Origin of the sequence: Glaciecola nitratireducens FR1064, from assembly GCF_000226565.1 — a bacterium.
Taxonomy (GTDB): Bacteria; Pseudomonadota; Gammaproteobacteria; order Enterobacterales; family Alteromonadaceae; genus Glaciecola; species Glaciecola nitratireducens.
Window position 1 is genome coordinate 1,417,805 of the sequence record NC_016041.1, and the last position, 20,414, is coordinate 1,438,218.

General features: G+C 41.7%; 17 protein-coding genes and 2 pseudogenes. 15 read left to right on the plus strand and 4 right to left on the minus strand.

The window, feature by feature from the left end; translation table 11 throughout:
- The first annotated feature begins 56 nt into the window (after window positions 1-56).
- From GNIT_RS06185 to GNIT_RS18575, 7 genes and pseudogenes are all read left to right on the plus strand, one after another.
- A complete protein-coding gene (locus GNIT_RS06185; protein ID WP_014108302.1) occupies window positions 57-464 on the plus strand; it encodes a disulfide bond formation protein B in 408 nt (135 codons plus the stop codon).
- A gap of 164 nt (window positions 465-628) precedes the next feature.
- A complete protein-coding gene (locus GNIT_RS17665; protein ID WP_014108303.1) occupies window positions 629-2,977 on the plus strand; it encodes a PAS domain-containing hybrid sensor histidine kinase/response regulator in 2,349 nt (782 codons plus the stop codon).
- A gap of 125 nt (window positions 2,978-3,102) precedes the next feature.
- Entirely contained in the window at window positions 3,103-4,266 is a 1,164-nt protein-coding gene (locus GNIT_RS06195; protein ID WP_041246319.1) for an iron-containing alcohol dehydrogenase, read from the plus strand.
- A gap of 33 nt (window positions 4,267-4,299) precedes the next feature.
- Window positions 4,300-5,625, plus strand: coding sequence for an NAD(P)/FAD-dependent oxidoreductase (locus GNIT_RS06200; RefSeq protein WP_014108305.1), 1,326 nt, complete (start codon window positions 4,300-4,302; stop codon window positions 5,623-5,625).
- A 39-nt stretch (window positions 5,626-5,664) separates the two neighbouring features.
- The gene (locus tag GNIT_RS06205) at window positions 5,665-6,336 is read left to right on the plus strand and encodes a nitroreductase (RefSeq protein WP_014108306.1); all 672 of its coding nucleotides are present in this window, start codon (window positions 5,665-5,667) and stop codon (window positions 6,334-6,336) included.
- A gap of 153 nt (window positions 6,337-6,489) precedes the next feature.
- Window positions 6,490-7,212: pseudogene (locus GNIT_RS18570) on the plus strand (PAS domain-containing protein); the annotation flags it as partial.
- A gap of 207 nt (window positions 7,213-7,419) precedes the next feature.
- Window positions 7,420-7,797, plus strand: a pseudogene (locus tag GNIT_RS18575) (methyl-accepting chemotaxis protein); the annotation flags it as partial.
- Between the two features lie 98 nt (window positions 7,798-7,895).
- On the opposite strand, the gene GNIT_RS06215 reads toward GNIT_RS18575, so the two are convergent.
- On the minus strand, window positions 7,896-10,982 hold the full coding sequence (locus GNIT_RS06215) for an efflux RND transporter permease subunit (RefSeq protein WP_014108308.1): 3,087 nt from the start codon (window positions 10,980-10,982) through the stop codon (window positions 7,896-7,898).
- 92 nt (window positions 10,983-11,074) lie between these two features.
- Window positions 11,075-12,199 carry an efflux RND transporter periplasmic adaptor subunit gene (locus GNIT_RS06220; RefSeq protein WP_014108309.1) on the minus strand — a complete coding sequence of 375 codons (1,125 nt, stop codon included), beginning with the start codon at window positions 12,197-12,199 and terminating at the stop codon, window positions 11,075-11,077.
- Window positions 12,200-12,425: 226 nt separating this feature from the next.
- On the opposite strand from GNIT_RS06220, the gene GNIT_RS06225 reads away from it, so the two are divergent.
- A complete protein-coding gene (locus GNIT_RS06225) occupies window positions 12,426-13,040 on the plus strand; it encodes a TetR family transcriptional regulator (protein WP_014108310.1) in 615 nt (204 codons plus the stop codon).
- A 51-nt stretch (window positions 13,041-13,091) separates the two neighbouring features.
- Here the strand turns inward: GNIT_RS06225 and GNIT_RS06230 are convergent, their stop codons facing one another.
- Entirely contained in the window at window positions 13,092-13,595 is a 504-nt protein-coding gene (locus tag GNIT_RS06230) for a MarR family winged helix-turn-helix transcriptional regulator (protein ID WP_238526946.1), read from the minus strand.
- Window positions 13,596-13,919: 324 nt separating this feature from the next.
- Between GNIT_RS06230 and GNIT_RS06235 the strand changes: the two genes are divergently transcribed.
- Window positions 13,920-14,654: a hypothetical protein gene (locus tag GNIT_RS06235; RefSeq protein ID WP_014108312.1), complete on the plus strand. Its 735-nt coding sequence runs from the start codon at window positions 13,920-13,922 to the stop codon at window positions 14,652-14,654.
- 110 nt (window positions 14,655-14,764) lie between these two features.
- Here GNIT_RS06235 and GNIT_RS06240 read toward each other — a convergent pair whose 3' ends face one another.
- On the minus strand, window positions 14,765-14,944 hold the full coding sequence (locus GNIT_RS06240) for a hypothetical protein (protein WP_014108313.1): 180 nt from the start codon (window positions 14,942-14,944) through the stop codon (window positions 14,765-14,767).
- A 367-nt stretch (window positions 14,945-15,311) separates the two neighbouring features.
- Between GNIT_RS06240 and GNIT_RS06245 the strand changes: the two genes are divergently transcribed.
- The 6 genes from GNIT_RS06245 (at window position 15,312) to GNIT_RS06270 (ending at window position 20,312) form a co-directional block, all read left to right on the plus strand.
- Entirely contained in the window at window positions 15,312-15,608 is a 297-nt protein-coding gene (locus GNIT_RS06245) for a hypothetical protein (protein WP_014108314.1), read from the plus strand.
- An 88-nt stretch (window positions 15,609-15,696) separates the two neighbouring features.
- Window positions 15,697-16,257 (plus strand): CBS domain-containing protein, encoded by a 561-nt coding sequence (locus GNIT_RS06250; RefSeq protein ID WP_014108315.1) that lies wholly within the window; start codon window positions 15,697-15,699, stop codon window positions 16,255-16,257.
- 12 nt (window positions 16,258-16,269) lie between these two features.
- Window positions 16,270-17,067: a hypothetical protein gene (locus GNIT_RS06255; RefSeq protein WP_148261695.1), complete on the plus strand. Its 798-nt coding sequence runs from the start codon at window positions 16,270-16,272 to the stop codon at window positions 17,065-17,067.
- Window positions 17,068-17,186: 119 nt separating this feature from the next.
- On the plus strand, window positions 17,187-18,431 hold the full coding sequence (locus GNIT_RS06260; protein WP_014108317.1) for an HlyD family efflux transporter periplasmic adaptor subunit: 1,245 nt from the start codon (window positions 17,187-17,189) through the stop codon (window positions 18,429-18,431).
- A complete protein-coding gene (devC, locus tag GNIT_RS06265; RefSeq protein ID WP_041246321.1) occupies window positions 18,431-19,615 on the plus strand; it encodes an ABC transporter permease DevC in 1,185 nt (394 codons plus the stop codon). The genes GNIT_RS06260 and devC overlap by 1 nt, the downstream gene beginning before the upstream one ends.
- A gap of 1 nt (window position 19,616) precedes the next feature.
- Window positions 19,617-20,312, plus strand: coding sequence for an ATP-binding cassette domain-containing protein (locus GNIT_RS06270; protein WP_014108319.1), 696 nt, complete (start codon window positions 19,617-19,619; stop codon window positions 20,310-20,312).
- The last annotated feature ends 102 nt before the right edge of the window (window positions 20,313-20,414 follow it).

A 20,414-nucleotide genomic window follows, 5' to 3' on the forward strand; every position in this document is an offset into this window, starting at 1 on the left:
TATCATTCTAATCTTTAGTTAATACAAGTAGACATTAAAATAAGAAGGTAAACAAGATGGATAAAGCATTACTAAATTGCTTGTTAAATAATCGAAAAATTGTGGGAATTGTTGCGATAGCGATTTGTGTTTTAGCTTGGGCTTCAGAACTCACTGATTTAGTCTATGTTTGTCCTTATTGCAGAGCACAGCGCACGATCATCGGTATATTAGGACTATCGCTACTGCTGCCCAACCCTAGAAACTGGATAAATCTGTATCTTGCAAGCACAGTTGCTGCTTTTGGTTTTTTTGTTGGTGCTTTTCAACACTTCGAAGGATGGAAGAAAATCATGTTTGGTAAGTTCGAATGGGGCGAGGTTTGGTTTATTAATCCATGGCTATTGTCCGGCTGCGCATTGTTCATAATATCGGGCTTGTTACTGCTTATTTGGGCATCTCCGGATACGCAAAAACGTTTGTAAGTTACTTGAAAAGTTTACTATTTCAAATAACGGATATTGCTTGGTTTTATAAATTATACTAAAGTTTGGTAAAGCGAAGGGTAAACGTACTCGCTTTATTTAAGAAATGAGAGACTAGCACCGATATAACAATTGTCGATTTACATAAATAAATAGAGAGCCTGATGTTATCCATTATTAAGTTTTTCGAAAATATCGACTTTATTTTTATTCGGTGTAATCGCAATAATAAAATAGACCACTGCAATCCTTTCTCAACGCATATAACTGCTTTCACATCAGCTGACCTTCTTGGCAAAAACTTACTTTCCTTTTTTCATCCCGATGAGCATAAAGCGGTTACTCAAGCTTTAACGCAAAATGACGTAAATAGTACGTATCATACTCATCGTTTTATTAAAGCAGACGGCAGTTTTTTTTGGATTAAATGGCAACTCACCGTAGATGAAGCACAAGGTGACTACTATGTTATTGGAGAGGATGTTTCTGAAAGTAAGCGTGTTAGTTCAGCATTGAGTGCATTAGAAAGTGTTACCGATACCGGGTACTGGGAAATTGACTTGGATACTGGTTACTTATATTGGTCAGACTATGTTCATCGTATTCACGAGACTGACGCCGCAACGTTTAGACCTAAACTCGAAGACGGTCTTAAATTTTTTCCACCGGATGCAATTTCAACGTTAACAGATGTTCTGCAAAAATTAGAGCAAACGGGAGAGCCTTATTCTGTTGATTTAAATTTTATCAGTAGTAAAGGTAAAAATTTAATAGTAAACGCAACGGGTTTTTCAGAAGTCATAAATGGGCGAGTAGTCAGAAACTTTGGGACTTTTAAAGACCTCACCATGCAAAAAGAGGACGAAATGACGCGTCAAGGACTCGAGCAGCGAGTAGTGCTCGCGCTACAGGCCGCTCAAATAGGGGTTTGGGACTACGATATAGTCGGTGATAGATTGGTTTGGGATGACAGATTATTTGAAATCTATGGACGTAGCCGAGACTCTTTCAATGGTATATTGCAAGACTGGAACGACAGTGTATACCCTGATGATCTCGCTGAAGCTCAAAATGCATTCTTAGATTCAATTACTAACCATAAGTATTTCAAACACGAATTTAGAGTCGTGACCAACAGCGGTGATATCCGCAGTGTACTAGGTATGGCGGCGTGTATTTACGATGCAAATAATAATCCAATAAAAGCCACTGGGGTTAATATTGATCTGACTGAAGCTAATCAAATAAAAGATGAACTTAAAGCCATTAGTGAGCGAGCTCAAAATAACGCCCAACTTGCCGAAAAAATGGCTGAAAAGGCGAAAGCTGCAGATATACAAAAAAGTGCATTTTTAGCCAATGTTAGTCATGAAATACGAACGCCAATTTCGGGTGTCATTGGGCTCGTTGATATGTTGATAGAAGATGCTGCCATGAAGGCAGTAAGTGACGAAAAACGTCAACATTACTTAGGGCTAATCAAAAATAGTTCAAAACATCTGCTAAATATAATTACGGATATTCTCGACTTTTCAAAGATTGAAGCGGGTAAGATAAGCATCAGTAGTCAACAATTTAACTTGACGAAGTTAGTCGGAGAGTTAATAGATGATTTTGCGCACCGTGCCACAGAAAAGGGCTTAAAGTTCGATTATCAGTCCGTTGGTATGGAAAACGCTCTGTGCACTGGTGACCCCCATAGGTTAAGACAAATATTATACAATTTGTTAGGAAATGCTATTAAGTTTACTACTGCTGGCAAAATCAGTGTGCGAGCTCGACTTAATAAAAAAGCCGATGGAAATGCCAACTTCATTTGTGCAATTATTGACACTGGGATCGGGATTAAAGAGGATAGCCAGGGGACATTGTTCGAAGCATTTGAACAAGTCGACTCTAGTGCGACTCGCAGAGCACAAGGCACTGGTTTGGGTCTACCTATTAGCCGTAAACTCGTTGAGTTGATGGGGGGCTCTGTCAAGGTAGATAGTGAATTTGGTGTAGGTTCTAATTTTACGATTAACGTCCCGTTTGGTTCCATCGAAAAGTCAAATGTCAGTTATTCAGCGATGACAAATGCCGAAACTGACGATATAAATTATCAGGCCTTTGAAAACTGTCATGCGCTGGTTGCTGAAGATAATGAGATAAATCAGGTTGTGATCCAGAACTTACTTGACCAGTTAAAGATCAAATGTACTTTGGCAGCAGATGGTGAAGAAGCGTTAGAGTATTTACATTCAGACGAAGGGGCTCAGTACAATTTCATTCTAATGGATTGCCAAATGCCTAAACTCGACGGATTTGAAACGACTCGAATGATCCGCGAAGATGATAAATATCAAAAAGTAAAAAATATTCCTATCATTGCATTGACTGCTAACGCGATGAAAAGCGATAAGGAAAAGTGTTTACGTGCTGGTATGAATGGTTATTTAGCTAAACCGGTTACTAAAGCATTACTAAGCGCGAGCATAATAGAACTGCTTCAAGCGTCGCGATCGAGCAACTAACAGCACGACCTAATACTTTTATCTCAACATGATGTTTTTCATAGTAGTTTGCCAAGTTTGATGGTATGAATAATGTTTATGATTGCGACATCGAGTTATCAACTTAAGGTTAAATACGGTCAATTATGTCTACACAAGTTGTACTCCCACGAATACTTCAAATTGGCGCGCATGCATCACGGAAAATTGTGGAGGTTGTTGCGAGTTTAGCTTGTTGTCGTCCGGTTATATTGACCGATAAAACGATGGTTGAACTTGGTTATGTGCAGGCGCTGTTAACACAATTTGAGGACGCTGAGCAACTACCGGATGTATTTGATAATACTATCCCTGAACCTACCGTTGCCTCAATTATGCAGGCAGTGAGTAAAGTAAAAAGTAAACCTTATGATTGTATTATCGCCTTGGGTGGTGGAAGCCCGATTGATACTGCAAAGGCCGTCGCCGTGCTAGTCAAGTTTGGCGGCGAAATGAAAGATTACAAGTTTCCTCACATACAAACTCAAGCAGGTTTACCTGTCATCGCTATTCCTACTACCGCCGGCACCGGCTCTGAAGTCACTAAATTTACGATTATCACAGACCAAGATACAGACGAAAAAATGCTCTGTGCTGGTCCTGGCTTTATGCCTGCAGCTGCATTAATTGATTACACGCTGACCTTGAGTTTACCGCCGCGCATTACTGCAGATACGGGTATTGATGCGCTAACCCATGCAATTGAAGCCTATGTCAGTAAAAAAGCGAATTTGTACAGTGACAGTCAAGCCTTAGCGGCAATGAAACTGCTTGCGCCTAACTTGCGAGAAGCTTATAACAATGGCAAAAATGAGAGCTGTCGAGAGGCCATGATGCTAGGTGCGACCTTAGCTGGTTTGGCATTTTCTAACGCATCTGTAGCCTTAGTGCATGGAATGAGCCGACCGATAGGTGCTTTTTTTCATGTTCCTCATGGTTTGTCTAACGCAATGTTGTTGCCTAGTGTTACTGCATTTTCGATTGCTTCTGCAACTGCTAGGTACGCAACCTGTGCGCGCACAATGGGGGTTGCCGCAAGTCATCACTCTGATGAGCAGGCTTGTGAACTGCTTATCAATGAACTGCAACAAATTAATGTTGACCTTAAAGTACCAACTCCGAAAGAATTTGGTATTGAAAAGGATGCGTTTTTTGCAGTTTGCACCACAATGGCAGAGCAAGCGTTAGCGTCAGGTTCGCCAGGAAATAACCCTAGAGTGCCTAGTGTTAAGGAAATGGTCGCCATTTATCATGGGCTTTGGGACAAATAATTTTCAATTAACTAATACAATACTGCGAATCAAATGACAAAATTACAAAGCCAAAATTCAGCGCAGACTAGCAACGAAAATATTATTATTGTTGGTGGTGGTGCCGGTGGATTAGAGCTCGCTGTGAAACTCGGGCGCCGTTACAAAAGTGCATCTCGAAAAGTGATTCTGGTTGATAAAAATCGAACACACATATGGAAGCCTCTATTACATGAAGTTGCGGCAGGTTCGCTCGACCCGGATATCGATGGCGTTGATTATTTGTCGATAGGTAATAAAAATGGCTTCATTTTTCATTTAGGTAGTATGGTCGAACTTGATCGAAAAACTAAAAAGATAACCTTAGCGCCCTTGCTTGACGATGACGGAAACGTGGTCCTGAATGTTAGGGAGTTAGCATATGCGAAATTGGTTTTTGCCATAGGCTCAGTTACCAATGACTTCGGAACTGGCGGCGCTAAAGATCATTGTATTTTTTTAGATTCACCAGCAAGTGCTCAAAAATTTCATATTAAATTACTCAATGAATTCTTAAAATTACAATCTGACGATGAAAACCATAATTTGGAAATCGCGATTGTTGGGGCAGGAGCGACCGGCGTTGAGCTGGCTGCTGAGCTTTATAAAACCTCTGAACTACTAAAATCATATGGCTATAACCACTTATCAAGCAATAGACTTAAAGTCACGCTAGTAGAAGCTGGTCCGCGATTATTGCCGGCTCTTCCAGAAAGAATTGCAGAGAGTACAAAACGAGAGTTAGAGAAATTAGGTGTTGAAATACTGCTCGATACAACGGTATCAAAAGTTGAGTCAACTGGACTGCACACTAAAGACGGTCGATTTATTTCTAGCCGAATGTCGGTTTGGGCGGCGGGTATCAAAGCTCCCGAATTTATGGCTAGTATTGGTGGTCTTGAAACTAATAAGATTAATCAAATTGTAGTAACACCTCAGCTATTTAGTATGACGGATGAAAATATTTATGCCTTAGGTGATTGCGCACATTGCATAATGGCCGATGGTTCGAAAGTACCACCGCGCGCGCAGTCTGCTCACCAAATGGCTAGCCACGTGTTTAAGAATATGAAGTTGCTAGATGCAAATAAAGCCCAAGTTGACTATAAATACGTCGACTATGGCTCCTTAGTTTCGTTGTCTACCTATTCAACGATTGGTAGTTTAATGGGAAACCTAACCAGCGGCAGCATGTTCATTGAAGGTCGCTTAGCGCGCATCGTCTACATTAGCTTGTACCGAATGCATCAAGTGGTTATTTATGGCAAATTCAAAACACTGCTATTCATGTTTGTGAGTCGAATAAACAATAGGCTACGACCCAACCTGAAGCTGCATTAGCAGTTGCCACCAAGTCTAATAATAAAAAATGAGGTTTTTATGAACTTTGCAGAATTTGCTGCTTCTCGAAAAAGTGTACGTGGTTTTAAGAAAAAGGCCGTTTCCAAAGAAACGGTCGATGCCATTATTAACGCGGCTAAATGGGCGCCTTCATCTTACAACACGCAAACTTGGAAAGTGCATGCTGTGACTGGCGACGTGTTGGATAAAATACGCGAAGGAAATACGCAAGATACGATCGCTGGCAAGCCTCATGTGCGCGATTTTCCGTACAAAGAAGACTATGAAGGCGTGCACAGAAAACGCCAGATTGACGTTGCCATTCAACTATTTGATGTGATGGGCATCAAACGTGAAGATAAAGAAAAGCGCATGGATTGGATGATGAGAGGTTTTCGCCAATTTGACGCTCCAGTGTCGCTTGTTCTCACCTACGACAAGTCGCTAGAGCCAGCTGGCATTACGCAATTTGGTTTGGGTTCGTTGGCATACGGCATTGTCCTTGCAGCTTGGGATCTTGGCTTAGGATGCGTTATCAATGGACAGGGCATCATGCAATCTGACGTTGTGCACAAATATGCGCAAATACCAGATACGGAAGCTATTATGATTTGTATTGCTTTGGGTTATCCAGATGAGGATTTTGCGGCAAATGACGTACGTTCCGTGCGTGCAGATAACGAAGAGTTTGTGAAGTATCACGGTTTTTAAACTTCCAACAAATTGAAAAGACTAGCAGTATATTCGAAGTCAGGTCATTTTAGCCTTTCACAAAAGGTGTGGTTTAAAAAAAATAACTATTTGCTCAGTGATGCCGATAAATCCAATACTGAAGCAAGTTTTCTCTCAACATTGGCGGACCATATGGGACTTTTTGACAATAAAAAATTAGCTGAAAAAATCGTGCAGTTAGATGTATGTAAGGCTGATAATAAAGTGCTCAACCGCACGCTCAATGCGATAGAACATGCAGTACCATTCATAACATTTAAACCAGACGGCACGATTACTCATGCAAATGACTTATTTTTGCAGTTGTTTGAATACCGACTTGAAGAAATAAAAGGAAAGCACCATAAATCACTTTGTGAGGATGTTTACATACGCTCACCTGAGTACACGGCGCTTTGGAAGGACTTAAGCGCTGGCGTCGCAAAGCACGGACAATTCCCGCGAAAAACGGCATCGAATAAAAAAGTATGGTTGGAAGCCTCCTATTTTCCGGTAGTAGATGAAAGTGGCACACTAACCAAAGTCGTCAAAATCGCTAAAGATGTAACAGAATCTATGATAGAAAATGCAGATAAAGAGGCACTCTTATCTGCGCTTGAAAACTATATGGCAGTGATTAAATTCACGCCAGATGGTCACGTGCTAGAAGCCAATAATAATTTTTTATCAGTAATGGGATATACCAATAAAGAGATATCGAATAAGCCGCATAAAATATTTTGTTATGACGACTTTTACCGAGAACATCCAGAGTTTTGGTCAAGACTGAGGACTGGTGAAAGTTTTTCAGGTCGATTTGAACGTAAGAACTCTGCCGGAAAAACAGTCTGGCTAGAGGCCACATACAGCCCAGTGAAGGATGAATTAGGTAAGGTTTATAAAGTCGTGAAATTTGCGACAGATATCACAAAACAGGTTGTTCGCTCTCAGGACGCAAGAGACAGTGCAGCAACGACATCTGAAGAAACATCACAAATTGCTGCAACGGCCAATCATGCTTTAAGCGAAGCGGTAAATGTATCTCAGCAGACAGCGAAAGAAATAGCGCTGGCTGTGCAACTTAGTCAACAACTAAAGGATCAAGCAACCCTTGTTTTTAGCATCGTAGAGGCTATTCGTTCTGTTGCTGATCAAACAAACTTACTCGCACTTAATGCGGCGATTGAGGCTGCTCGGGCTGGTGATGTGGGTCGTGGTTTTGCGGTCGTTGCAGATGAGGTGCGAAAACTCGCAGGCCAGACAGCTTCATCTTCCACAGAGATTTCAGAAGTGGTTAATGCCAACAGCCGATTGATAGAACAACTGCTCGAGAAGATGAATATAGTTGATGAATTATCCGGTAGCAGCGTTAAGCGGATTAGCTCTGTCGCATCTGGTATCAATGAAGTTGAGCAGGGAGTTTCAGCACTTGCTGTGATTATGTCTCAACTCACAGAGTGATAAAAAAGAGTTACATCAAAGTAGTATAAAATAAGTCGACAAAAAAAGAGCAGTAAACAGGTTGTTTTACCGCTCTTTTTTATTGAATAAGCAGATGCTTATTTAGTGATTTTTTGCACCATGACAAAGAACATCGGAACAAAAAATATCGCTAAGAAGGTCGCTGCAAACATTCCGCCGATCACCGCAATACCAATTGCATTCTGAGATGCAGCGCCAGCACCGCTTGCTATAGCCAATGGCGTTACCCCTAAGATAAAGGCCATTGAAGTCATAATGATTGGACGAAAACGCTGTTTTGCAGCGGTTGAAACTGCAGTCATGATATCAACGCCGTCTTCACACTGCTCCTTTGCAAACTCAACAATCAAAATTGCATTTTTTGCAGCTAAGCCAACGGTTGTCAGAAAGGCTACTTGTAGATAAATATCGTTTGGTAGATTGAAGATAAAGGCGGCCACAACAGCACCTAATATACCGAGTGGCACAACAAGCAGGACTGAAATCGGTACAGACCAACTTTCGTAAAGAGCAGCTAAGCACAAAAATACGACTAAAATTGAAATAAGATACAGCTGACCAGATTGCGAACCAGCTTCTTTTTCTTCATAAGATAAACCTGCCCAATCAACCCCAAAGCCACCGGGGAGCTGACTTACCATATTTTCCATTTCCGTCAAAGCCTCTCCTGACGATACGCCCTGCGCTGGATTACCTTGAATGTTGACCGAAGCAATGCCGTTGAAACGCTCTAATTTTGGCGAACCATATGTCCACTGGGTGGTAGCAAACGCGCTGAATGCTACCATTTCACCACTATTATTGCGCACGTACCATTTTTCCAAATCTTCAGGAACCATTCTGTGCGGCGCGTCAGCCTGCATATATACGCGTTTAATGCGACCATTATCAATGAAGTCGTTAACATAGCTTGAGCCCCATGCAATTTGCAGTGCGCTGTTTATGTCGCTTAATGGAATACCGAGCGCAGAGGCTTTTTCACTATCGATATCAATTTTGAACTGAGCTACGTCGGCTAATCCATTTGGACGAACGCCGGCAAGTTTTGGATTTTGTGCAGCCATGCCGAGTAGCTGATTTCGAGCGTTCATTAAGGCTTTGTGACCTGCTCCAGTTCTATCAACAAGTTGCATATTGAACCCTGTGGCATTGCCAAGCTCTTGAATAGGAGGCGGCAGGATAGGGAACGCAGTAGCATCTTGAATTTGAGAGAACGCGCCATAGGCTTTATTCACGATAGCAAAGGCACTGTTCGACTCATCTCTTTCGTCCCAGTCAACTAAGTGAACAAAGCCCATCGCGGCATTTTGCGCTTGACCAGCAAAACTAAACCCAACAACGGTAAATAAGTCAGATGTAACGTCACCATGAGTGTCTAAAAAGAAATCTTCAGCTTGTTTAACTGACTCCAGCGTTCGTTGCGCAGTTGAACCGGGAGGTGTACTCAGCAGCATTAAAATGCTGCCTTGGTCTTCATTCGGTAAGAATGAGGTAGGCAAGCGCAAAAATATGATGACCATGACGCCAACCAATGCAGCATATACAACTAGGTAGCGTTTTACGCGCTTTGCTATGTGTGTTGTTGCGCGCTCATAGCCGTCTCTGCCTTTATTAAAGTTGCGATTGAACCAGCCAATGAAGCCTTTGCTCCTATCTTTTGTCGGATCATGTGGTTTTAGCAAGGTCGCACATAAAGAGGGAGAAAGGATAATGGCGACTAGAACCGAAAAGCCCATAGCCGATACAATAGTAATTGAAAATTGTCGATAAATAGCGCCGGCGGAACCACTAAAGAAAGCCATTGGAATAAATACAGTGGACAGCACTGCCGCAATTCCAACAAGCGCGCCGGTGATTTGTGTCATCGACTTTTTAGTAGCTTCTTTTGGCGACAGGCCTTCCTCAACCATGATGCGCTCAACGTTTTCAACGACAACAATCGCATCGTCTACCAACAAGCCAATTGCCAATACCATTGCAAACATCGTGAGTACATTAATACTGAAACCAAAGGCGTAAAGCACGCCAAATGTGCCAAGTAAGACCACCGGAACGGCTATAGTCGGGATTAGTGTGGCTCGCCAATTTTGTAAAAATAGCAGCATGACCAAGAATACCAGTACAACGGCTTCGATTAGGGTTTGTACCACTGATTTAATAGAAAGTTCGATGAAAGGGGACGAATCCAGTGGATATACCACTTGAACACCATCAGGCAAAGTCGATTTTAATTCATCGACTCTGGCCTTTACTCTTTCAATAGTATCAAGCGCGTTTGCGCCTGTTGCCAAACTAACGGCCATACCGGACGCTGGTCTGCGCTTATAGCGCACGACAACATCGTATGACTCTGCGCCGAGTTCGATTCGAGCAACATCGCGTACTCTCACTTGTGACCCGTCAGTGTTTACTCTAAGCACGATCCTTTCAAAGTCTTCTACGGTTTTTAGTCGGGACTGTGCCTGTATCGTTGCATTAATCTGTTGTCCGTCTATTGCTGGCATACCGCCAAGCTGTCCCGCAGATACGTCTGTGTTTTGGACTGTGACGGCGTTACGCACATCAACCGGCGTCAGATTGAAGCTATATAATTTTGCTGGGTCTAGCCAAATCCGCATTGAGCGCTGTGAACCGAAAACTCGCACATTTCCAACGCCATCAATTCTAGAGATAGGATCGCGAAATTGAGAAACTAACATGTCACTCAAGTCGAACTGACTGATGTCTTCATTATCGGAATAAAATCCAACAACGAGAGCAAAGGACGAATTTGACTTATTTACCGTTACGCCCTGTTGCTGAACTTGCTGTGGCAGCAAGGAAATAATTCCTTGTACCTTATTCTGAGTCTGCACCTGTGCGATGTCTGGATCTGTGCCAGGAGCAAAGCTTAAGGTAATGGTCATTGAATTGTTTGCACTGCTAGCTGAGAAATAGCTCAAATTGTCAATTCCGGACAAACTTTGTTCAATGACTTGAGTTACTGAGTTTTCAACGGTTTCTGCTGAAGCACCAGGATAAGCTGCGGTAATTGAAACTGTTGGTGGCGCTACCTTAGGATATTGCTCTATGGGCAGAGAAGAGATTGCAAGCACGCCGGTGAGCATCGTGATGATGGCGAGTACCCAAGCGAAAACGGGTCGATCGATGAAAAAGCCAGCCATAAATATTGCCTTCCTAAATGTGTTTCTTAAATTAAAATATAAAAATCAACCCAAGCGTAACTAATAGCTGTCGGTGTTGCTAAAGTGCGTTTCTAGTTTGTTACCCAAGGCACCGCGTTTACCGTTGCACCCGGTTTAACTTTTTGATATCCCGTAACAATCAGTTGTTCGCCTGAATCCAAATTGCCAGTAACAACATAGTCCGAACCAATCGATTTAATAGGATTTATTTTTTTCGCAATAACTTGATTGTTGGCATCGACTAAATAAATTGTCAGGCTACCGTCAGCTTGGCGCATCGTGGCGCGCTGTGGCACCAAAACGGCATCTTTTGAACCTACATGAACCCTTGCTTTCACAAATAAACCAGGCAGTAATATGCCATCTGGATTTGGCATAATTGCGCGCAACGTGATTGCGCCAGTGCTCTGATCGATAGTGACTTCTGAAAACTTAAGCTGACCTTGTTGTGAATACAACTCGTTGCTAGTTTCGTTAACTAACAGCGATACCGGTAAGGCTTGTTTTTGTTGCATCTCACGACGTAACTCTAAAATTGCAGCACCAGACTCCTGCATATCTACATAGATTGGATTGAGTTGAGTAATGGTAGCGAGTTGCTGTGCCTGATTACCGGTAACTAATGCGCCTTCAGTGATATATGAGCGACTTATTTGCCCGTCAATGGGGGCATATACTTTGGTGTAATCTACGTTTACCTTGGCAACGGTCACTTTAGCTTCAGCAACACTAATGTTTGCATTAGCTTGAGCATTTTGGGCAATCACGTCGTCGTACTCTTGTTTACTTACCGCATTTCTCGATACTAAATCTTTATAACGTGCTGCTTTTGCCTGCATGGTTTTTTGATTTGCAAGTGCGCTTTTAACATCAGCATGCGCGCTATTTAACTGCGCTCTGTACCTCGCATCATCAATTTGATAAAGCTGCTGACCTTGTTTAACTTGCGCACCTTCTTCAAAGAATCGCTTGGTAATAACGCCATCAACTTGCGGGCGAACTTGCGATTGTTTGAAGGGGGTAACACGGCCTGGTAGATCCATTGAAATATCGACGCTCTGTTTTTCTAAAATCATAATCGAAACAGTAGGCGCAGGCTGTTGAGGCTGCCCTTGAGAGCCTGTGGTGGTATCAGAGCAGCCATAAACGGAAGCAGATAAAAATAGCACCGCTAAACAAATTCGAGTTGCGTTCATATGTAAACCTTGAAGAGAAAAGATGATTAGGCTAGACAAGCACTAATTAATTGATTATCGTAATATACATACATGAATGTATGTTGTCAATTTGCTAGGCGTTTTCGGTTAAAAAAAGTTGGTACATAAATCAGTAATAAAATTAGACGACCGAAGTCGAAAAAAAACAAACTTGTCATCAGCGTAAATTGTGTTGCCATTAATATGTGCGGAGCAGTTGTAGATTATGAGAAAAACAAAAGAAGATGCAGACAGTACGAAGCAATCCATTCTTGATGCTGCTGTTAAATTATTCAGTGAGCATGGCGTTGCAAAGACGTCATTAGAAAAAATTGCGAAAGCCGCCAATGTGACTAGGGGAGCGGTTTATTGGCATTTTGCAAACAAACAAGAAATTTTTGAAGCGTTACATGACCAACTGCATTCTCCTTTCATACAGATGATAACTGACGGTCTCGACGCCGATAGCTCAAATGCAATAGCGCAATTGCAAGAAGTCTGCACAGAACTACTGATTGACCTAGAGCAAAATAAAACTAAGAAAAAAATTGCCACCTTATTTTTACTGCGTTGCGATTACTCCGATGAGTTTGCGCACAGTAAAGACCGATATAATGAGAAGAAAAAACAAAAACACATTACTTTATCGAGGTATTTTGATAAGGCAATTAAACAGGGCATTCTTCCAGCAAACACAGACTCTATGTTACTAACGATAGGTATTAGCGCCTACTTGCGAGGCATTGCAGTGGAGTATCTAGAGGACCCCGATGCATTCTCTTTGCAAGATAATGCTGCGAAACTTATTGGGATGTTTTTTGAAAGGTTGCAAACACGCTGAGTGCAGCTTCTATTGCTGATGACACTATTAAAATCGACATTGCCCCGAAAACTACTTTTTCTTTTTGCCCAGGTTTTGCGCTAGATATTTTTGCAACAGAGAAATAAACACGAGCTGTTCGTCTTCATCGAATACGGAGACAATTTTCTCTTGTGTCTTCACGTGTTCCACAATAACCTCATCAATCAATCTCAGCCCTTTTTTTGTTAACCCTACGTTCACGCTCCTTTTATCGTCCTTCTTTGTTTTTCTTTTAACGAGGCCTTTTTTCTCTAATTTGTCGATTCTGGTAGTCATTGTGCCGGATGTAATGTGCATTTGCGCTAGTAACTCAGAGGGCGAAAGCGAATGGGGTGGTCCAGCTCGAAGCAATGTAGCAAGCACATCAAAACCAGCGTCAGTTAATTTATAGCTTTCGAAATTAGAACAAAGCTCGTCATTCATTTGTTTGCTGGTCAACTGTAAGCGCGCAATAAGTGCCATAGGGCCTGTATTTAAATCAGGGAGTTGCTTCGACCATTGCTGAATTTTTTTCTGAACTGGATCCATCTGCATAATGTCTATGTGTGCTGGGAGCGGATAAAAATACTCAGAGATTATCTTTGCGTCAAGATAAACTCGATATTTACTTCGCGAACAGTTTTATGGAAATGCCGAACTCACGAGTGTCTTCGCAAAAAAGACCAGATTTAGTAACGATAAAGGGATAATTGTGAGAAAAAGTTGCGAGATAAAATGCAATGAAATAATTCTGTAATAAAAGCGTCACATTTATGTCATAATTCACCCACAATTAAGTTATTACATAATTAATGTCATTTTCTTTTGTTTTTATTATAGATATTGGAAACTGATGTTTTTAAGCCCTAGGGAGCTAGCTTGAAACTCACCATTAAAAAGAAACTTTGCATAATTGGGGTTGTATTACTCAGTTATATCCCTCTTACGTTTGCAAATATCTCAGGTATTATGGGACCTGACATTGATCCCAATGACCGAAGCTTTCAGTTCCGAACTGCTGTGTCGCTAGCCGATAACGACTCCCAACAAGATGCTTGGGCCTATAGAGTTCACTATCAGCACGCTTTTAATGATACTTTTCGCGGGCGAGTCGTAATGCAGTATCGTGATAAAGGAACTTTTGAATACGATTTTTTCAGAACTGAATTACTGTATAACTTCAAAAAACGAGCGCAGGGGGAAATTTGGTCCAGCGCTTTCCGTTTCGATTTGAGAACTCGCCGTGCTAGTCGTCCCGAGGAGTTTGCGGTGAATTGGGGCAACCAATGGTCATTATCGGACGGCTATAGAGTGCGAACCACTCTAATACTCGGCCAGCAATTGGGCGGAAGTCGTGATTCGAATGATTTATCCGTACAAACGCGCGCAAGCTTTAGCCGTAAACTGGACAACGGCACAAGAGTAGGACTGCAAATGCTTAATCAACACGGTGAGTTAGGTGATTTCGGCTCAATAGACAAGCAAGGTATCTATATTGGACCATCAGTAAGCGGCAAGATAGGGGACTATGTGTATGAGTTGAGGTATTTGAACGGTGTGAGCGACGGCGCGCCTGACAATAACTTCTTCTTCAGGATTACAGCTAGACTATAAATCATTGAAACACGTTTCTTCACACTACATTTGGCATAAATAAGCATATCACGGTGACAAGCATGCTTATGCTATGTCACCGTTGGTTGCGTTAGTTTTGATCTGCGCAATCAAGCTGATTTTCTAGTCGATTGATCGTCTCGACCTCTTTTTTTCTCTTCTTCCAGCTTTTTGTATTTCACAATATCTGCGCCGAGTATACGTTCAACTGTTTTTCTTCCTAACATTGCAACGGGAGAGTAAGGGTACTTTCGTTTAAAAAACTTCTTAAATGCTTTTGTGATTATCATAATAATATTTGCCTCCCCTTGGAGTGAGTTCAACTTTAAAAGACACGTCGTGCATTAAACAGATAATGCTACCTGTGTCAGGCTCTTTGCCTTAAAATCTGTTAGTAAATGAATAAAAATCTGACGAATTATATTTACCTTGATGTCAAGATAGTGCAAAAGTATCTTGAGGTCAAAGTATTTTTTAATTTAATTTTGATTTATAGGAATAACTGATCAGTGACGTGTTTGTATTTGATGTGTAGCGACTAAATAGTTTGCAATATTTAAGGAGTCAATTGGTCAAGGATACTTTAATTTTAGAGTTTCCCTTGAATAAATAGTAAATGACTATATATTTTCTATAAGAGTCGAGTGGATGTAATCAATGTTAAGAGCATTTCTCAGTGTAGTATTGATATTTGCGGCAAACGTCGCTTTCGCAAGCGATCAGTTTGAGCAATATGATAAGAAAGCATCAAGCGTTCTATGCTACACCGATTCTGAAACAGCATGTGGTCAAGATATCAATGACTTTGAACTGGACTTAGCGCCCTCGTCTATTCAAGTAAGCGCAATTAATGCTGGCAATAACTCGCATCGTTCGCATGACGAGTTCAATATTAAATCATATTCGGCTTTTTTCTCGATTAGAGCTCCCCCAAATCATTACTCATATTATTAATATTTAAAAATTGATTGATATTTAATGATGCATAGTACTGACCGTTAGTGGTCGTCAGCATCTACACGGTAATGAAAAGGAAAGTCTTATGAAAAATTTAACACTATATAATACTGAATCTATTGATGAATTGGTTTGGCCAAACGACCAATTATCTGTTTCTAAAAACACCCCTGCGCTCAACATTTTAACTGATTTTCGTCACAATTTACCCCGAGTCATTGGTGCAAACGTCAAGGCTATTGATGTAGAAGCGATGATGAAACTTGCACATGTGAAGATGAAGTTGGTTGTCGACACCAACAATAAGTTCGTTGGTTTCATTACACTGACTGACATATCTGAAGAAAATCTTTTAAAAAAAGTAAACAAAAGCACGAGTCGTGGTGAGCTTTTAGTAAGCGATTTTATGCATCCGAGGGAAAGTTTGAAATGCTTTGACTATACTGAACTTACTAATGCAACGGTAAGTGACGTTTTGGAAACACAAAAAAATAATCATCAGCAGCATTGTTTAGTGATCGATCGGGAAAAACATGAAATTAGAGGTCTTATTTCTGCACGTGATGTGGCGCGATTAATTCAGCGCTCATTTGATATTGAAGAGCACCTCTCGTTTAAAGCCTTGTTCAAAGAATTGGAGGTATAAATGGCGTTTAAGATGAATAGGGTACTAAAAATAGTGTTTACCTGCTGTTGTTTGCTCACGCTATCACTAAATGTGTTGGCTAGGCAAAGCAGCACACTATTTTTAGGCAAATTAGATTTAAGGGCGAAGCCGCCAATTACTGAATTAAGTCAAGTGTCGACAGATCTAGCAATTGCAGATGAACCTTACTTCTTCGACCGAACTCATCTTTATTTTACTCAGGTCTTTGAGGCACAAAACGACCAGCAAGCGACGGTATTTGTCTGGGATACATCAGCAAAAACGATACGCAGCATTATTCGCTCAAATGAGAGCGGTGCGGCTGCTTCGGACTTACCAAAGCAATCTGGTCTGTTAGTAATTAGACAAAAGGACAAGGATAGTCCTGAGCTGCGAGCCTTAGATAAAAATGCAAAGCCAGAAAGCTACTTACTCTATCGCAGTCAAGCAGGAACGACGCAGACGTGGATAAATGCTTATCAGTTTGAAAAGTCACCGTGGTTTCTGTACGTTGAAAATCAGCAAAAAAACCAGTTGAAAGCTTATAATACAAGGAGTAAGAATACGATAGTGGTTGCACAACTGCCAAAGGGAAGTGAATATTTCTCAGTCAGTTCAACCGGACACGTTATTGCGAGTGACGGTAGTCAATTGTACCAACGTCAAGTGATTGCTAAAGGGGAGCACCTGCAAGCTGCCGCGGAATGGAAAGCAATGGCGATTGATTCTCCTTTCTGCAAGTCGGGCGTTAGTAAAACGGCAATTTCACGATATGGTGATATGATTGCGATACTGTGTGATAGCGAATAGAGCAATAAGCCTTATATTGACAAAAGCGATGTTGATAAGTGACTTGGGGAGGATAGTCTCGCGCTTCAAATATTAATGCGAATACTCGGTGCGCAAGTGACATAAATAGAGAGTTTTAAATGGCATCAAAAAGTGACAAAAAACCGAGCGTTCAATTAGAAACGAAAGCAGATGACGATGCCTTGCCCTTATTGGACAACGGCGTGAAAAACTCAACTAAGGCGGCTAGTAAGCTTAAGTTCAACCGAAAATTACTATTCGTACCCTTAGTCGTGTTTATTTTTGCAACTGGCGGATTTGTCGGTTTGTATTTCCAACCGCCGGGCCTGCAGTTTTTCATGAAGGTCACGGGCTTATCGCCGGGTGGCGGCAACAGTCATCCAATTGCTGTTTCTCAGACCAATAATACGCCGCCAAAAAGCTCAGCTGTAGTCGCTACCATTACAGCGCTCGGTACACTATTGCCGCTGAAAGATGTCTCCGTATTAGCTCCGCCTTATGGCTCCAATGATGCCAGAATTGCTCAGCTAAATGTACAGGAGGGAGATTATGTTGAAAGTGGTCAAGTTATAGCTGTCATGGATAATATCGGTAAGTTGGAGGCTGAATTAAAAAGCTCACAAGCAGACGTTCAGGTTGCTCAAGCCCAACTTGCTCAAATCAAAACAACGGTTGCGAACAATCGGTTAAAGGCTGTCGCCGAAGTAGAACGAATTGAAGCCAATTTTCAGCAAGCTAAAAATGATTTAGTCAGGGGAAGAGAGCTTAAGAATAATGGGGTGATTACTCAATCTGAGTTAGATCATCTGATTGCTGTTGAGGAGGCGATGTCACGAAGCCTTGACAGCGCAAAAGCTAACTTGGCGAATTATCAATATAGCGATATCGAAGGTCAAGCGGATGTTAAGCTAGCAAAAAGTAACGTGTTTGCAGCCAAATCTAAACTCAATACAAAACAGCAAGATCTGACAAGTGCAACACTGCGAGCACCAACAGATGGTTTTATCATCTCTATTCATTCGAGAGTAGGTGAACGACCAAGTGATAAGGGTATTGCGACCTTCGGTGATACAAGCCAAATGCAGGCTAAACTTGAAGTATATCAGTCCGATGTGCAGTTTTTGCAATTGGGTGCTGCGGTCTCTATGCAGTCTGATGCTCTGGGATCAAGGCTATTAACGGGTAAGATTATTCGTATAGGGCTCGAGGTTAGAAAACAGCAACTGATGGCAGCGTCTCCGGCCGCGAATACTGATGCTCGTATCGTCATTGTGAATGTAGCGCTGGATGCGGAGTCATCTAAACAAGCTTCAAAGTTAAATGGCTTAGAGATTATTGCAACCATTCAAAGGGTAAGCAACTAGTGCTCAAGTTATTGAGTAATCTGCTAGGGCGTACGCCAATCGGTTGGCTGCAACTTAGCCACAATAGAACACGCATGCTAGCTGCTATTTTTGGTGTTGCATTTGCAAACGTGCTGGTCTTTGTGCAGTTGGGTATTATCGGTGCGTTCAATACCAGTATCAAAATGACTTATAAACCGTTTATTGCTGATATCATCATTTCATCAAGTAATGCCAACACATTTTCGGATGGTTCATCAATATCCCGTCGGTATATGTATCAAAGCCTCTCAAATCCTGATATTGAAGCTGCAGCAGCCGTTTACGTTGGTCTGCTGAGTTGGAATATGCCAAATGGAAAAGCTGCCAGCATGCAGGTTTATGGTGTACCTCCAGAATCAATGGCCTTTATCGAAAGCAGTTTGCGCGAGAGTATGGCAAGGATCACGCTGCAAAATACCCTGCTAATTGACAGCAAAACCAGAGGATTAGACAAGCAAACGCTGAGTACATTACTTGATAGTAATAAGTCTATTGAAATGAATAATATTGCTTTAACCTTGGCTGGAACGGTAGTTATCGGCAGTGGGTTCGGTGCTGACGGTACTCTCTTCGTCTCAGATCAAACATTTTTGAGACTCTTTCCAAAGCAAGAGGGAGGAACGCCATCGCACATCCTGCTTAAAACTAAATCAAACAACAATAGTGCTGATAAGCTTACTTCGATCGTTACTAACCTGAGAGTAAGTTTAGGCAATGATGATATTCAAGTTCACTCCATTGAAGAGCGTATAAATGACGATGTGACGTATCAAATGACCAAGCGGCCCGTGGGGGTCATATTTGGCTTTGGCGTGTTTATCGGTGTTTTAGTAGGAGTCGTCATTGTGTATCAGGTTTTATCCACAGATGTTGCTGATCATCTAAAAGAGTATGCGACCTTCAAATCGATGGGCTATGAAAACCGATTTTTTTACAGCGTTATAACCGAACAAGCGGTTTTATTAGGATGTATTGGTTTTATTCCTGGCTCATTGCTCGCTATGTTAATTTATGCACTAATGACCATGGCGACTGGTTTGCCTGTAAGTATGGAATGGTCGCGCATGTTTATTGTTTTATTCGGCACCATTATCGCTTGTATGATTTCTGGTTTTATTGCCACGCGCCGACTCAAGTCAGCCGATCCGGCAGAGTTGTTTTAAGATGAATTCAGAAAACGCCCCAATTATCGTAAAAAATCTCGACTATTGGTTTGGTGAAGGCGAGGCAAAGAAACAAGCTCTTTTTGATATTAATCTAGACATCCACACTGGCAGTTTGACGGCTCTTATGGGGCCTTCAGGATCTGGAAAAACAACGTTGCTAACCTTAATGGCCTGCTTGCGGACATTGCAATGCGGCAGTGTGAGGTTGTTGGGTAACGAACTGTTTGCGATGACTGAGCAGCAGCAAGTTATTATTCGTCGTAAATTAGGATTTATTTTTCAAGCGCATAACTTACACGAAAGCCTTAGTGCTCTTGAAAACGTACTGATTGGTTTGCAAGTTCATGGTGGTGGTGACCCGCAAAAGCAAAAAAAAGCGGCAAGACATGTTTTAAGTATCTTAGGCTTGTCAGAACGCATAGATTATTTGCCAATGAACTTGTCTGGAGGTCAAAAGCAGAGAGTTGCTATTGCAAGAGCACTCGTTGCTAATCCACAAGTCATTTTTGCGGACGAACCCACTGCTGCACTCGACAAAGATTCTGGTAGGCAGGTGGTTGAGATTATTAAAAGATTAGGTACTCAACGACGCACCACAACCCTTATGGTCACTCACGATAATCGTATATTAGACCTTGCGGATAGAATAATCACGATGGAAGATGGTGCGATAGTGTCTGATGAAAAGACTTAAGCTCAGCCGATAGGGATCAGAACTCAACAAATAGGAGCGTTGGCTCATTATTCCAAAACTAAGCCTAAGTTGATTATTGAAGTAAATTTTTAGCGCTTAGGC

Excerpts from the sequence above, each read along its gene's own strand:
- GNIT_RS06185 (WP_014108302.1), top strand. The coding sequence starts at position 57 with ATGGATAAAGCATTACTAAATTGCTTGTTAAATAATCGAAAAATTGTG.
- GNIT_RS17665 (WP_014108303.1), top strand. The coding sequence starts at position 629 with ATGTTATCCATTATTAAGTTTTTCGAAAATATCGACTTTATTTTTATT.
- GNIT_RS06195 (WP_041246319.1), top strand. The coding sequence starts at position 3,103 with ATGTCTACACAAGTTGTACTCCCACGAATACTTCAAATTGGCGCGCAT.
- GNIT_RS06200 (WP_014108305.1), top strand. The coding sequence starts at position 4,300 with ATGACAAAATTACAAAGCCAAAATTCAGCGCAGACTAGCAACGAAAAT.
- GNIT_RS06205 (WP_014108306.1), top strand. The coding sequence starts at position 5,665 with ATGAACTTTGCAGAATTTGCTGCTTCTCGAAAAAGTGTACGTGGTTTT.
- GNIT_RS06215 (WP_014108308.1), bottom strand. The coding sequence starts at position 10,982 with ATGGCTGGCTTTTTCATCGATCGACCCGTTTTCGCTTGGGTACTCGCC.
- GNIT_RS06220 (WP_014108309.1), bottom strand. The coding sequence starts at position 12,199 with ATGAACGCAACTCGAATTTGTTTAGCGGTGCTATTTTTATCTGCTTCC.
- GNIT_RS06225 (WP_014108310.1), top strand. The coding sequence starts at position 12,426 with ATGAGAAAAACAAAAGAAGATGCAGACAGTACGAAGCAATCCATTCTT.
- GNIT_RS06230 (WP_238526946.1), bottom strand. The coding sequence starts at position 13,595 with ATGCAGATGGATCCAGTTCAGAAAAAAATTCAGCAATGGTCGAAGCAA.
- GNIT_RS06240 (WP_014108313.1), bottom strand. The coding sequence starts at position 14,944 with ATGATAATCACAAAAGCATTTAAGAAGTTTTTTAAACGAAAGTACCCT.
- GNIT_RS06245 (WP_014108314.1), top strand. The coding sequence starts at position 15,312 with ATGTTAAGAGCATTTCTCAGTGTAGTATTGATATTTGCGGCAAACGTC.
- GNIT_RS06250 (WP_014108315.1), top strand. The coding sequence starts at position 15,697 with ATGAAAAATTTAACACTATATAATACTGAATCTATTGATGAATTGGTT.
- GNIT_RS06255 (WP_148261695.1), top strand. The coding sequence starts at position 16,270 with ATGAATAGGGTACTAAAAATAGTGTTTACCTGCTGTTGTTTGCTCACG.
- GNIT_RS06260 (WP_014108317.1), top strand. The coding sequence starts at position 17,187 with ATGGCATCAAAAAGTGACAAAAAACCGAGCGTTCAATTAGAAACGAAA.
- GNIT_RS06270 (WP_014108319.1), top strand. The coding sequence starts at position 19,617 with ATGAATTCAGAAAACGCCCCAATTATCGTAAAAAATCTCGACTATTGG.